Genomic DNA, 13,672 nt, shown 5'->3' with positions numbered 1-13,672 from the left:
AGGGCGGCGAAGGGATGCTCGACATGGGCGCGCACCGCCGATTTCGTGGCATTGGCGGCCGCAGTCCGCCGTGACATCGGCTTGCCGCGCGGCTTCTTGACGTGAATGCGGCTGACCTTGCCGATGGAGCGCAGAAAGGTCTCGTTGGCCTCGGAGCGATAGGCGGTGTCGGCCCAAACATCCGAAGCCGTGTTGTTGGGATCGATCAGCCCCTCGCGGAGACGAGTAACCTCGGAGCGCAGTTTGCGCGAGGTCGGATCCGTCCTAGATTCCAGGTCTGTTGCAAAGCGGTCCAGGGCGTCGCCCACCGCAATATCAAGATTCCCCCCCTGCTCCCGCATCACACGTTGGAGAGCCGACCGCAGATTGGCCATCTGCTGGCTGGCGGAGGACTGGCCGGCGACTTCCTTTGCCCGCATGGCCAGCGCATGAGCCTGCAGCGCCCTATAGGTCGGCTCATCCTGAATGCGGGGGCGAACGGCGACACCCAGACGCTGCAATGCCGCCTCGACAGCACGCCGACCTGGAGCCTTGCCAGCGAAGTAAGAATTGGGCAGCCCAGTTTCACGGGCCACGCCGGTCCAATGGACATCCTCGGGCCGTCCCGGCACGCATGGGATCCTGTCTCCTGAGGCCTCAAGGCCGGAGAGATAGGCCTCAAGCTGCCGACGGTTGACCTTGGCCTGGTCGGTCGTATCACCACTCTGCCGATCGTCAACCACTGCCCCTGGACCAAGACGGCCTAGAGCTTCATCGATCAACCCGCCAAGCTTGCGATTGCTGCGAATATCAATGAGGCGCAAGCCGGTCGCACTCGCCATCGCCTGCAGCGACGGCCGACCCGGCGCTGTCATGGACATGGGCATGCCCTGCCCCTCCTTGGCAATCCGAACGATGGCCTCTTTCAGGCGCTCCGCCATCTCGGCATAGCTTGGCTTGGACGCTCCCGGAGATGGCATGGTGCAGACGGATTGAGAGAGATCCACGGTGGTCGGGCTGAGGCTATCTTTTGGCATTTTTCATCACTCCTTGACGCGGTAAGGCTGGGGATGAACTGCCAAAACATGTTTGAAATTGCTGGAAAATCCCGAAACTCTTAATCAGCGGGCCCAAGGTTCGAGTCCTTGTGCACCCACCAAGTTCAAACCCCCGGAAACCAACGGTTTTCGGGGGTTTCTCTTTGAGAACAGCTATAGAACATTAACCTTTGTCCAACTCTGTCAGAGTTGGAATTCCAACTCAGTCGTTCTTAGCGTGCTCTTTTGAACCATTCTCATCATCCGCCAGGGCGCCTACCGCGCCGCGCCCGAACCGCTGGCGGCGATCTTGAGCCGGGTGATGGCCATTTCCAACTCGGCGGCGATCTTGCGGCGCTGCTCGGCGAGCTTGGCGGCCTTGAGGCGGCGCAACGTCTCCTCGGCCTCGTTGAGTTCCTGCACCGCCGCCGAGCCCGGTTGAGTGGCCAGTTGAAGCTTGGCATTGGAGATTTCCGCAGCCTTCTCGGCTTCGTAATTCTTGTCCACGGCCATGGGCTGGGCCAGGGCGGGAACCGCCACCAGCAACATGGCCAACACGAATGCGATGCGCTTCATGACCATCAACTCCTTGGTTACATGCCCCATTCCCGGACAACAACGGCGGCGGCGGCTTTGAACACCCGGCCCAGCCAGGATTGGCGCTCGCCTTCCAGATGTACTGTACCCCGGATGGGCTGCGCGATGGTACCATCCAGATCGAGCCGCACCCGATAGACGGCCGTATCGGGCACCAGGGACTTGGCGTCGAAACGGGCGGGAATGGCGCCGCCGAAGGGAACCGCCAATTCGGGATCGGACAACGCCTTGACCGCCGAATGGTCGATGGCGGCGATGGTCGCGGCCCGGGCCTCCCCGCTGCCTTCCGGGATGAATCGCCCCCGCCCACCCACCTGGATGCGCGACAGGTCATCCTCGGCCACATAGGCCTCGATCACCGCCCCCGCCCGCAAGGCCAGGATCGGCTCCCTGGGGCTGATCCACTGGCCAGGCTGCACCAGCGGCGACAGGTCGGTGACGGTGCCGGCGATGGGAGCCGCCAGCACCAGCCGCTCCTGGTCCCGCAGCAGGGCGGCGCGTTCGGCCAGGGTGGCCTCCATCTCGCTGGCGATGGCCCGCGAGCGGCCGCGAAAGCTTTCCTCGAAGGCCACCGAGGCAAGTTCATAACGCAGCACCGCGATCCGGCGTTCCACCTGATCCAGCCGATGGAGCAGGTCCGGATTGTCCAGCCGGGCTAGCACGGCGCCCGCCGCCACCTGGGCGCCCGCCGCCACCTCCACCGTGCCCAGAACGGCGGCGGCGGGGGCATAGAGACTGACATGCTCGGCCGCCTTGAGCAGGGCGGGGGCGGATACCCGGCCGCTCCACGGCACCACCGCCAGCAGGACGAACCCCAGCGCCAGCCCCAGGCTGAGCCGCGACCGCCTCGAGGCGCGGATGGCCGCCGCCCGCTTTTTCCATTGGGCGAATTCCTGGAGGAAGGGCCGGGCTACGAACCACCCCATCTCCACCGCGAACAGGAGGATGCCCAGCGCCTTGATGAAGAAGTGGTAGACCAGCACGGCGATGCCGAGGAACAGCACCAGCCGGTAGACCCACACCGCCCAGGCGAAGACGATCATGCCCGATCGGGTGGCGGCGGGCAGATGCTCGGGCACCGGCTCGCCCAGCTTGAACAGCACCTCGCGCAGATGCCAGCGGGCCAGGGCGAAGCTGCGGGGATGCAGATTGGGCTGGTCCAGGGCGTCCATGGCCAGGAAATAGCCGTCGAAGCGCATGAAGGGGCTGAGATTGATGGCCAGCGAACTGATCCAGGTGGTGGCGGCCAGGGTGAAGGCCATGGAGCGGGCCATACCATCGGGCAGCAGCCCCCAGGCCAGGGTCGCCCAGGCAGCCAGGGTCAGCTCGGCCAGGATACCGGCGGCACCGATCAGCAGGCGCTTCCTGCGACTGGGCAGCTTCCAGGCCTCGTTGACATCGGTGTAGAGCACCGGCATCAGCACCAGGAAGGCCACCCCCATGGTGGGCACCCGCACCCCGAAGGCCTTGGCGGTGAAGGCATGCCCCAGTTCGTGAACGATCTTGGCCAGGCCCAGGGCGACGCCGAACGCCGCCAGCCCCTCCATGGAGAAATGGTCGACCAGGGTGGCGGCGAAGGCGCTCCATTGCCGCCCCACCAGGAACAGCCCTGCCACCAGGGCGGCCAGGGTCGCCAGACGGAAGGCGCGGCTGCCCAGCCAGGCCAGATGGGGCAGCACGGCGTCCAACATGCGGTTGGGCCGCACCAGCGGCACCCGGAAGAACAGGTAATGATGCAGAATCCAGGTGTACCAGGCGGTCTTCTGGGAATCGTGGATGGCCAGCAGCCGGGCCACGTCCCGGGGGCCATCGGGTTTGAGCAACTGGCTTTGGGCCAGGAACTCCACCACGCCGTCCACGTCCTCCTCGTCGAGGCGCAGGGTGGTCTCGGCCTCCACCGCCCGCGCCACCGCCGCCGCATCGCCCAGATGCCAGCGGCTCAGCACCTCGAAGGCGGCCCAGGTCAGGCGGAAGAACTGGTTGCGCAGGGGATCGTGCAGGGTCCAGGTCGGCGCGCCATCGGCGCCGGTCGGCCCCACATGCACCGCCAGTTCCTCGCGCAGCTGAGGCAGGGCCGCCGCCTGAATCATCACAGCCCCACCACCTGCCGGATGGCGGCCAGCGGCTTGCGGAACAGCCACCACACCAGCGGCACCCGCTCGCCGTCGACGCGCGCGGTTCCCTTGAGGCCCAGCCGGGGCTTGTCCTCGGCCTCGTCCAGGCTGGCGCGCAGCCGGTGGGCGATAGTGGAATCCGGCCGGGCGGAGGCTTCATAGGCGACGCTGCGCACGGTGGCGCGCACCGGCGACAGCGGGCGGGTGTTGAGGAACAGGGTCAGGCGCGCCCCCGGCCCCACCTCGCCCATATCGGCGGCGGCGACCCAGGCCTCCACCTCGGTGTCGGTCTCGTCGGCCACCGCCATCACCTTCTCGCCCACCGCCACCGGCTTGCCGATCCAGTCGGTGGGATCGTCGAATACCGCGATGCCCGCCCGGGGGGCCTTGACCGAAACCCGGGCCAGTTGGCCTTCCAGCAAACGGACCTCGGCGGATTTTTCCTCGGCCTTGCCCGCCAGGATGGCCACCTGGGTCTTGGCCTTGGCGTCGAACACCATGGCCTGGGCCGCCTGGCGATACTCGGCCTCGGCGGTGGCGAGCTGCTGGCGGGCCACCTCCAGGCGGCCGGACAGTTGGGTGGCGTCGAGATCGAACAAAGCCGCCCCCTCGGCCACCTTCTCATTGGGTTTGACCCGGATGCGGTCCACCACCCCGTCCAGCGGCGCCCGCACCACCACCGGATGGGCGGGAACCAGATCGGCCGGGGCCAGCACCGAGCCGGTCACCGGAAACAGCGCCGCCAGCAGGCCGATGGCGGCGAGCCCCCAGGCGCGGCGGCCCCGGGGAAACGGAATGGCCAGCGTCTTCGGCGCCAGCGCCCGGCGCGATACCCCCACCAGGGCGGCCAGATGGCCCATCAGCGCCACTTCGTTATCGGCGAAGGATTCGTCGCGGGCATAGACCAGGACCTCGCCCGCCATGGGCAGCACCAGGGCATGCACCGGCAACCAGTCGCCCCAGGGCTCGGCCAGGGCCGCGGGAAGGTCGGCGGCGGTGATGACCCCGGGTCCGTCCCGGCCCGACAGATGCCGCAGCACCTGCTCCAGCCACAGCACATAGGGGCTGCCGCTCTCCACCGTGGCGGCCCCCGACAGCGCCACCACGCCGTTGTCCTGGCTCCATAAAGCCGCCTGGCGATAGGGAATCAGGGAAAACGCCATGTCCACCGCCAGGAAAGCAATCTCTACCGGCCGCTTGGCCGCCAGAATCCGACTTTCCAGGTCAAGAAGCGTGAGAAAGACCTCGTTCATCCCGGCCAGGCCCCATTCATCATCGAGAACACACCCTCCCAAACCAGCCGGATCATGTCGAATGAAATCAAACGTGGATTTGTGCCCCGAACCAATCTGTCGGCAAGGGTGTTCGTGGCGGCCTTGATGACCATCTATGCCAGGAATATGCGCCGCGTCAGGCATCAGCGCCAGACCAGTTGCCGACAACGCGGCAGTACCGTATAGGGTTGGGGTATGGCAGGCGAAGAGGACGAGAAGCGAGCGGAACGGATGCGACGGGCGCGCGATCTGGCGGCCGCCCGGGGCATGCCCGCACCCGGAGCCCCGCCGCCCGCCGCCGCGCCGCCCGCCTCGGCCAAGCCAGCCACACCCTCCCCTCAGGCGGCGAAGGCCGACCAGGGCAACGGAGGCCTGGGGCTGCTCGACATGATCGTCGGGCTGTTCAAGCCCAAGCCCGCCGCGCCGCCTCCGCCCACCCAGCCGGTCAATACCGTGGAGGCGACCGCCTTCACCGTGGTGGTGGCCGCCCTGGCGGGCGATGCCGATGGCGCCGCCGCCAATTACCTCAACCAGGCCCTGTCGGCGCGCCCCTCGCTCAAGGTCAAGGCCCTGGGCCGGGTGTTTCAACTGGACAATATGGAGGACCCCTCGCTGGTGTCCTCGGTGGTGCTCAACAGCCGCCACGCCGTGGTCGAGGAAGACGCCGACCTGCTGGTCTGGGGTGATTTCTCCAAGGAAGGCTATCGCCTGCGGCTGGCCACCGCCGCCACCGATGACGAACGCGCCGCCACTTTCGGCCCCACCACCCGCATCGAGCTGCCCAAGGATTTCGCCGAACCGGCCTCCAACCTGCTGTTCGCGGCGGTGCTGGCGGCCATGGACCCCGCCAGCGAAGCCCAGAAGGCCGCCATCCGCCGCCTGTTGCCCGCCGCCGCCGTCGCCGCCGAGGCCCTGGCGGCCAAGCCGCCGGTGCAACTGACCATGGGCCAGCAGCGTTCGGTGCAACTGGTGTTCGGCCATGTGGCTACCGCCACCGCCCTGGCATCACTGTCCGACGAGGCGACGCCCTGGTTCGACAAGGCGGCCAATGCCTATCGCCAGGCCCAGCGCCGCCTCGCCCGCACCGATCCCGGCTGGGAGGCCGGGCTGCTACACAAGCATCTGGCTGCCTGCATCGGCGCGCGGGCCGAGCGCCAGAAGGAGAACGCCGCGCCCTTGTGGGAAGAGGCCATCAAGGAATGGCGCTCGGCGGCCGAGACCTTGCCCCGCGCCCTGATGCCGCAGGAATGGGCCTCGTCCCAGGTCCGCCTCGGCGTCGGCCTGTTCCGCCTCGACCTGCTGACCGGCCAGACCGAGCTGCTGCGCGAGGCCCTGCAGGCGCTCCAGGCCACGCTGCAGGTCTATTCCCGCACCGAGACCCCGGCCCGCTGGGCCGAGATCATGAATACCATCGCCCAGGTTCTGGAAGTCTATGGCGACCAGATGAAAAACACCGAGGTGTTGAAGCGCGCGGTGGATACCTGCCATTCGGTGCTGGAAATCCGCACCCGCGAGCGCACGCCCCTGGCCTGGGCCGCCACCCAGAACACCCTGGGCTCGGCCCTGTTCATGCTCGACCGCCACGGCACCGGCACCGCCCATCTCGCCGAGGCCGAGACCGCCCTGGCCGGGGCGCTGGAGGTGTTCCAGGCCCACGGCGCCAAGGGACCGGCCAAGGTGGCGGCCAAGAATCTCAGCCATGTGCGCAAGCTGCTGGAAAGCCGCAAGGGCCGACAGGTGGTCGAACCCCATTGGCTGGACGACCCCGGCGACGGACGGCGGTAGGGGCTGGGATCAGTTTTCCTCTCCGTCATGGCCGGGCTTGACCCGGGGGTCTCGGGACAGTCAGGTGAAGGAGAATGGTCCCTCGCCCGCCTGCGGGAGAGGGTGGCGAGGCGTAGCCGAGACGGGTGAGGGCGTGCGCGTCGGCGCGCCAATCAGCATCTATTCGCGCGGCGGCTACCAAGCCCTCACCCCGACCCTCTCCCGCAAGCGGGAGAGGGAGAGAGAGAACATCGTTGATCGGGATGACGGATCGCTTTTGCCGTCCCTGAATCTACACCCCGTTGGCCAGGGCGGCTTCCACCGCCAGATCGCGGGCTTCCCGCTCCAGTCCCGCCTGGCGCAGATAGACCACCACCCGGTTCAGAATCTCGGCGTCGACCTTGTCCAGCCCGGCATCGCCCAGGGCGGCCAGGGCCAGCAACACCGTCTCGCCCAGCCGGTGGCCTTCCGAGGCGGCGCGCAACTGCGCCTTCAAGGCCGGGCGCGGCGTCGGAATGGCCGACAGGCCGGTCTGGGGCAGCGCCATCCACTGGGCGGCGGGAACCTTCTCGCCCACCGCCTGCAACAGCTCCAGCCCCACCAGGGCACGACGCTCGGCCTGATCGGCGGGCAATTCGCGGGCGCCCAGCCAGGCGCCATAGGTCTCGGCCCCGGCGGCGGCGGTCTCGCCTCCCCGATATAGCCGGGCCAGCGGCCACAGATCATCGGCGGCCCTGGCCGAGGCGGGATCGCTCTTGGCCAGGGCGACCCAGCCCCCTGCGCCTTCGGGCCGAGCGGCGGCGAACAGGGCGCGGGCCAGACCGGCGGCGAAGGGCGCCAGATCGGGCGACGGGCGCAGATCGGCGATGATGGGGGCGTAAAGCCGGGCGGTGCCCGCGAAGGCGCCGCGCTCGGCCGCCGCCGCCAGGATACGGGTGATCAGGTCGGCGCGAACGCTGGGCGAGGCCTCTTGCTGGGCGGCGCGCAGCAGCAACACCCGGGCACGCGGCGTCTTGTCGCCGATGCCCTGGGCCGCCTGCTGCTCGGCGGGGGTGAAGGTCACCGCGCCGTAGATCTTGCGCAGCGTGTCGGTATCCAGCGCCCCCAGCGCCTCGGCCCGCTCGGCGGCGGGAATGCGCACATCCACCGGCAGGCCCGGGGCCTCGGCGATGGCCCGCAGCAGGGCGGGATGACTGGAATTGGCGGCATCGGCCGGCAGGGGCATCTTGGCGGCCTTGAAGGCGGCCAGATGCAGCGGCGTCGGATTGGGCAGCTTGTCCACCTTGGCGGGCGGCGTGCCGCCCATGGCCTCGGCGGCGGCGATGAAGGCGTGGTCGGCATCCTTCCGCTCGCGCATCAGGTCCAACATCATGTTGGCTTCCAGCACCTTGCCCGAGGACAGCATGCAAAAGGCCTGCATGCGCGGGTCGGCACTGCCCACCAGGGTGGCGGATTCGGCGCAGGCGGCCTTGGTGTCCCCGGCCAGCAGATAGGCGTCGATCTTGAGACGGGTCAGGCCCGGCGAGGTCACGGCGGCGGGCGTTGCCTTCAGCAGGGCGGCCAGGCCCTCGACCTCGCCCATGGCGTAAAGCCGCTCGGCCCGCAATTCCACCAGGGACGGCGTCATGCCCTTGCCGCCCTCGGGCGGCACGGCGGCGGACAGCAGCAGGCGCCGCGCCAGCGAACGCGCCGTCCGCGACCCGTTGGCCACCGGAAGATGGGCGGTATGATAGCGCACCACGGAGGCGGAGGTGCCCTGCCACATGGTGGTGCCAAAGCCACCCTGGCGTTCGTCCAGGATGCCGATGGCCTCCAGGTCTGGGGCCTTCAGTTCCTCCATCTGGAACCGCCCATCCGATGGCGGCGCCACCGGCGTGGTTTCCATGCTGGGCGACGGGACCGTCTTCAGCACCGTGGGCGTCGGTCCGGATTCGTCATGGTGGGCGGCTGGCGGCCCCAGCGGCATGGGCTGGCCCTGCGCCAGGGCGGCCGGGGACGCCAGCGCCATCCCGGCCAGGACCAGGACATGCAGCCCCTTAGCGCGCGAAGCGGGCATCGGGGACCACCTTCTCGATCTTGACCGACGGCGCCGCCGGATCATAGGACGAGAGAAAGACAATGCCGCCGCCGACGATCACCAGCAGCAGGACGAGCAACAGGACCGCAATTCTAATCATGGGAAGCTGGAAACCTTGCAAGACTGGACAGGGCCGGGCCGGGACGGCTACAACGCCCGTGGCGGGCGATGATTGGCCGACAGTGTATCGGCCCTGCCGCCCCCGATCAACTTTACCTTCGCACGCCGCCGGAGCATTTCCATGGCGGGCGAAGTCCGGGAGTGCAGGAGTAAAATGGCTGAGGAGCTCGCCCTGCTGGCGTCACGGCTGATGGGGCGTATCGAGCGGACGGTCGTGCTGGTCGGCCTGATGGGCGCGGGCAAGTCCTGCGTCGGGCGCAGGCTGGCGTCCCGCCTCGGCCTTTCCTTCGTCGATGCCGATGCCGAATTCGAGACGGCGGCGGGATGCACCATCAGCGACTATTTCGCCCGCTATGGCGAGGCCGCCTTCCGCGAGGGCGAGCGCAAGGTCATCGCCCGGCTGCTGGACGCCGCGCCGGTGATCCTGGCCACCGGCGGTGGTGCCTTCGTCGACCCCGACACCCGCGCCCGCATCAAGCAGACCGGCATTTCGGTATGGATCAGGGCCGATCTCGACCTGCTGCTGAAGCGCACCGTGGGACGCGACCACCGGCCCTTGCTGAAACAGGGCGACCCCCGGGAAATTCTCGGCCGCCTGATGGATATCCGCTATCCCATCTATGCCGAGGCCGACATCACCGTCGATTCCTCGGACGAGGCGCCCGAGGCCACCGTGGCCCGGGTCATGGCCGGGCTGATCGATTATCTGGAGAGTCCCCAATGAACTGCGTCAGGGTCGAACTGGGCGAACGCGGCTATGACATCCAGATCGGCCAGGGGCTGCTGGAGCGGGCGGGCGAGCTGATCCAGCCCCTGATGCGCGGCAATCGCGCCCTGGTCATCACCGATGATCGGGTGGCGCCGCTGTATCTGGAGCGGGTGGAAAAAAGCCTGCTCGATGCCGGGGTGATGCCCATGCATACCGTGCTGCCCGCGGGCGAGCGCACCAAGGACTTCCCCCATCTGGAAGCCCTGCTGGACGCCATGCTGGCGGCCAAGGCCGAACGCGGCACCATGGTGGTGGCCTTAGGGGGCGGCGTCATCGGCGACCTGACCGGCTTCGCCGCCGCCATCTTGCTGCGCGGCGTCGATTTCGTGCAGATTCCCACCACCTTGCTGGCCCAGGTGGACAGTTCGGTGGGCGGCAAGACCGGCATCAACACCCGCCACGGCAAGAATCTGGTGGGCGCCTTCCATCAGCCCCGGCTGGTGCTGGCCGATATCGGCGCGCTGGACACTCTGGACCGCCGCCAGGTGCTGGCGGGCTATGCCGAGGTGGTCAAATACGGCATCATCGACGACGAGCCCTTCTTCACCTGGCTGGAAGCCAACGGCAAGGCCGTGGTGGACGGCGATTCCGAGGCCCGCGCCCAGGCGGTGGCGGTCAGCTGCCGCGCCAAGGCCCGCATCGTCGCCGCCGACGAGCGCGAGGGCGGCGTGCGCGCCCTGCTCAATCTCGGCCACACCTTCGGCCACGCCCTGGAGGCCGAGACCGGTTTTTCCGACGAACTGCTGCACGGCGAGGCGGTGGCCATGGGCATGATCATGGCGCTGCGCCTGTCGGTCCAACTGGGCCTGGCCCCGGCCACCGACCTGGAGCGGGTCAAGCGCCATTTCGAGGCGGTGGGGCTGCCCACCACCCTGCCCGCCGGGCGGCTGTGGGAGGTTCCCCGCCTGCTCGCCCATATGCAGGGCGACAAGAAGGTCAGGGACGGCAAGGTCACTTTCGTCATGGCCAAGGGCATCGGCCAGAGCTTCCTGACCCGCGAGGTGCCCGAGGCGGAGCTGGCCGCCATGCTGGCGGAGATGGCGGCGGGCCGATGACTCCGGAAGGGGATGAGGACCTGAGATGACGGACACCACGCTCTATCTGACCCTGGCCCTCATCGCCATCGTCGCGCTGCAGGCGGGATCGGCCTTCTTCGCCGGAACCGAGACGGCGCTGACGGCGGTGTCGCGCCCGGCCATGCACCAGTTGGAGCAGGACGGCAGCATCGCGGCGCGCCGGGTCAACCGGCTGATCGATGCCCGCGACCGCCTGATCGGCGCCCTGCTGATCGGCAACAGCCTGACCCATACCCTGTCCTCCTCCCTGGCCACCGGCGTCATGGTGGGCATGTTCGGCGACGCGGGCGTGGTCTATGCCTCGGGCGCCATGACCGTCATCATCGTGGTATTCGGCGAGGTTCTGCCCAAGACCTATGCCATCTACCACGCCAACCGGGTGGCCCTGGCCTTCTCGTTGCCGGTGACCTTCGTGGTCACGGTACTGTCGCCCTTCGTCTCGGCGGTGGAGGCGGTGGTCCGCCTCGCCTTCCGCATGTTCGGCGCCAGCTATGCCTCCTCGGTCACCCTGGAAAGCTCCATGATGGAGCTGAAGGGCGCCATCGAGGTCCATGCCGGCGAGGAGGAGGTCAAGGAGGAGCGCCGCATGCTGCGCTCCATCCTGGAACTGGCCGATGTGGAAGTGGGACAGGTCATGACCCATCGGCGCAATCTGACCACCATCGACGCGGGCCAGGCGCCGGGCGCCGTCGTGGATCAGGTGGTCACCAGCACCTTCACCCGCCTACCGCTGTGGAAAGACGATCCCGACAACATCATCGGCATCCTGCACGCCAAGGACCTGCTGCGGGCGGTACGCGCCCTGGACGGCGACACCGAGAAGCTGGATGTGGCGGAACTGGCGGCGCCGCCCTGGTTCATCCCGGATTCCACCACGCTGCAGGAGCAATTGCAGGCCTTCCGCCAGCGCCGCGAGCATTTCGCCCTGGTGGTGGACGAATACGGCTCGCTGATGGGCATCATCACCCTGGAGGACATCCTGGAGGAGATCGTCGGCGACATTGCCGACGAGCATGACGAGGCCGTGGCCGGGGTGCGCCCCCAGTCGGATGGCAGTTATATCGTCGACGGATCGGTACCCATCCGCGACCTGAACCGCGAATTCGAATGGCGCCTGCCCGACGACGAGGCCGCCACCATCGCCGGGCTGGTTCTGCACGAATCCCGCCAGATCCCCGATGTGGGCCAGGTCTTCCGCTTCTACGGCTTCCGCTTCGAGATCGCCCGGCGCCAGCGCAACCAGATCACCAGCTTGCGCGTCACCCCGCCCAGCAAGGACGGCGAACCCGCCGCCTAGTCGCCATTCCGGCCTATCTCGACTTGGTCAGTTCGACCCAGACCGGTTCGGCATCGCGGGCGGCGAATTCCATGGCCGCCTTGCGGATGCCCAATGACTGGCGCGAGCCGATATCGGCGCTGACCCGATAGGTTCCGGGGGGAAGCGTCCCCACCGCGAAGCGGGCCACCGAGGCCCCCACCCGGGGGTCCGAGCGGAAGGCGCCCCAGGCGCTGACCTCCTTGACCGGGCTGCCATCGGCACCCTGGACGCTGATCACCGCCTTGGCCAGCACCTCGTCCGAGGAATCGGCGCGGCGGAAATGCAGCACCAGCACCGTCTCGCGCGCCGATGCCCCGCCACCGCCATAAACCACATGGACCGGCAATTCCTCTTCCTGGGGCGGGGCGGCGGGCGCGGCGGCCCGCTCGATCCGCGGCACCGACAGCCCGGCCAGCCAGCGCTTCAGGTCTTCTGGATTGCCGAATTTCAGCCAAGTGGAGATGGCGGCGATCACCAGGCAGACCAGGGCCAAAAGGATTTTTCGGAAGATGGACACGCTGCCTCCCGCAAGGGACTTGGATGCCTGGACTCAACTGTGCCGGGGGCGGTCGGCGGGCGCAAGCCCCGAGCGGTCCCAAATGCAAAAGCTCGGCAAAGGGTGAAGGAGTCCGAGGCCTGAAATGGCGAAAGGCTCTAGGTTTCCCTAGAGCCTTTCATGGTGCTGCCGAATGGAATCGAACCATCGACCTTACCCTTACCAAGGTGAGGGTTGGTAGATTTATCAAGCGTCCCCAAGATTGCCGGACATTCCAAATAATTGACTTATAAGGCTATATGGCATTACTCTTGTGGTAGGGTCATTGCTCGAAATTGATTGTTTTTGCGTCCCCGAGCGTCCCCCGAGCGTCCCCGGATTTGTGGGGGTTGTCACCACAGGGAATTTCCATGCCCAAGATAACGAAGAAATTTGTAGATTCGTTGACACCGGACCTTGGGCGGGAATTGTCGATAATGGACGATTCGTTGACGGGGTTCGGCATTCGGATAAAGCCAACCGGCGCTGCATCATATTTCATTCGCTACAAGCTGCCGGATGGTGCCGAGCGGCGGATGGTGTTGGGCAAGGTGGGCACCCTCACACCGGATGAGGCGAGAAAGCTTGCTCGCGACAGGCTCGCTGATGTGGCGAAGGGGACTGACCCAAGCGGGGACCGTCATTCGGCCCGAAGCGCCCCGACTGTCACTGATATATGCGAATGGTACTTGGCTCAAGCCGAGGCCGGGCAACTCCTCGGACGCCATGACGCGCCGATCAAGAGGTTGACCCTCCCCCCGTGAATGGCTCCAGGTTGAATGTAATAATTCAACTGACCATGAAGGGGACATTCCATGCCGAAGAAGAGACATACCGCCGAAGAGATCATCGGCAAGCTGCGTGAAGCGGACGTGCTTCTGGCGCAAGGCCGGAAGGTGGCCGACGTCGCCAAGGCTTTGGCGGTAACGGAGGTTACGTACTACCGCTGGCGCCAGGAATACGGTGGGATGAAGGTCTCACAGGCCAAGCGGCTCAAGGAGCTTGAGCGCGA

General features: G+C 67.4%; 12 protein-coding genes and 1 pseudogene. 6 read left to right on the top strand and 7 right to left on the bottom strand.

Annotated elements, in window-relative coordinates; all coding sequences use genetic code 11:
- The 4 genes and pseudogenes from A6A04_RS14115 to A6A04_RS14100 form a co-directional block, all read right to left on the bottom strand.
- Positions 1-212: pseudogene (locus tag A6A04_RS14115) on the bottom strand (IS5/IS1182 family transposase); the annotation flags it as partial.
- Positions 213-1,292: 1,080 nt separating this feature from the next.
- Positions 1,293-1,592, bottom strand: coding sequence for a hypothetical protein (locus tag A6A04_RS14110; RefSeq protein WP_068493954.1), 300 nt, complete (start codon positions 1,590-1,592; stop codon positions 1,293-1,295).
- A gap of 17 nt (positions 1,593-1,609) precedes the next feature.
- Positions 1,610-3,703, bottom strand: a complete 2,094-nt coding sequence (locus A6A04_RS23190; RefSeq protein WP_068493952.1) for an HlyD family efflux transporter periplasmic adaptor subunit — start codon at positions 3,701-3,703, stop codon at positions 1,610-1,612.
- Positions 3,703-4,980: an efflux RND transporter periplasmic adaptor subunit gene (locus A6A04_RS14100; protein WP_068493950.1), complete on the bottom strand. Its 1,278-nt coding sequence runs from the start codon at positions 4,978-4,980 to the stop codon at positions 3,703-3,705. The genes A6A04_RS23190 and A6A04_RS14100 overlap by 1 nt, the downstream gene beginning before the upstream one ends.
- Before the next feature lie 216 nt (positions 4,981-5,196).
- Here A6A04_RS14100 and A6A04_RS14095 point away from each other — a divergent pair, with 216 nt between their 5' ends.
- Entirely contained in the window at positions 5,197-6,786 is a 1,590-nt protein-coding gene (locus A6A04_RS14095; protein WP_068493948.1) for a hypothetical protein, read from the top strand.
- Between the two features lie 271 nt (positions 6,787-7,057).
- Here A6A04_RS14095 and A6A04_RS14090 read toward each other — a convergent pair whose 3' ends face one another.
- Positions 7,058-8,821, bottom strand: a complete 1,764-nt coding sequence (locus A6A04_RS14090) for an antifreeze protein (protein WP_068493946.1) — start codon at positions 8,819-8,821, stop codon at positions 7,058-7,060.
- Positions 8,802-8,942 carry a hypothetical protein gene (locus tag A6A04_RS22720; protein WP_172822783.1) on the bottom strand — a complete coding sequence of 47 codons (141 nt, stop codon included), beginning with the start codon at positions 8,940-8,942 and terminating at the stop codon, positions 8,802-8,804. The genes A6A04_RS14090 and A6A04_RS22720 overlap by 20 nt, the downstream gene beginning before the upstream one ends.
- 174 nt (positions 8,943-9,116) lie before the next feature.
- Between A6A04_RS22720 and A6A04_RS14085 the strand changes: the two genes are divergently transcribed.
- Genes A6A04_RS14085 through A6A04_RS14075 form a run of 3 tightly spaced genes read left to right on the top strand, consistent with a single transcriptional unit; the run spans position 9,117 to position 12,104 of the window.
- Entirely contained in the window at positions 9,117-9,686 is a 570-nt protein-coding gene (locus tag A6A04_RS14085; protein WP_068493945.1) for a shikimate kinase, read from the top strand.
- Positions 9,683-10,786, top strand: a complete 1,104-nt coding sequence (gene aroB / locus A6A04_RS14080; protein ID WP_068493943.1) for a 3-dehydroquinate synthase — start codon at positions 9,683-9,685, stop codon at positions 10,784-10,786. The genes A6A04_RS14085 and aroB overlap by 4 nt, the downstream gene beginning before the upstream one ends.
- Positions 10,787-10,811: 25 nt before the next feature.
- Positions 10,812-12,104: an HlyC/CorC family transporter gene (locus A6A04_RS14075; protein ID WP_068493941.1), complete on the top strand. Its 1,293-nt coding sequence runs from the start codon at positions 10,812-10,814 to the stop codon at positions 12,102-12,104.
- A gap of 13 nt (positions 12,105-12,117) precedes the next feature.
- On the opposite strand, the gene A6A04_RS14070 is transcribed toward A6A04_RS14075, so the two are convergent.
- Positions 12,118-12,642: a hypothetical protein gene (locus A6A04_RS14070; RefSeq protein WP_068493938.1), complete on the bottom strand. Its 525-nt coding sequence runs from the start codon at positions 12,640-12,642 to the stop codon at positions 12,118-12,120.
- 389 nt (positions 12,643-13,031) lie between these two features.
- Between A6A04_RS14070 and A6A04_RS14065 the strand changes: the two genes are divergently transcribed.
- Positions 13,032-13,424 carry an Arm DNA-binding domain-containing protein gene (locus A6A04_RS14065; protein ID WP_068493936.1) on the top strand — a complete coding sequence of 131 codons (393 nt, stop codon included), beginning with the start codon at positions 13,032-13,034 and terminating at the stop codon, positions 13,422-13,424.
- A gap of 51 nt (positions 13,425-13,475) precedes the next feature.
- Positions 13,476-13,672: transposase (locus A6A04_RS14060; RefSeq protein ID WP_068492287.1), on the top strand; the 197-nt coding region annotated here is incomplete at its 3' end.

Source organism: Paramagnetospirillum marisnigri (assembly GCF_001650715.1).
Taxonomy (GTDB): domain Bacteria; phylum Pseudomonadota; class Alphaproteobacteria; order Rhodospirillales; family Magnetospirillaceae; genus Phaeospirillum; species Phaeospirillum marisnigri.
This window is presented reverse-complemented; position numbering and strand designations above follow the sequence as displayed.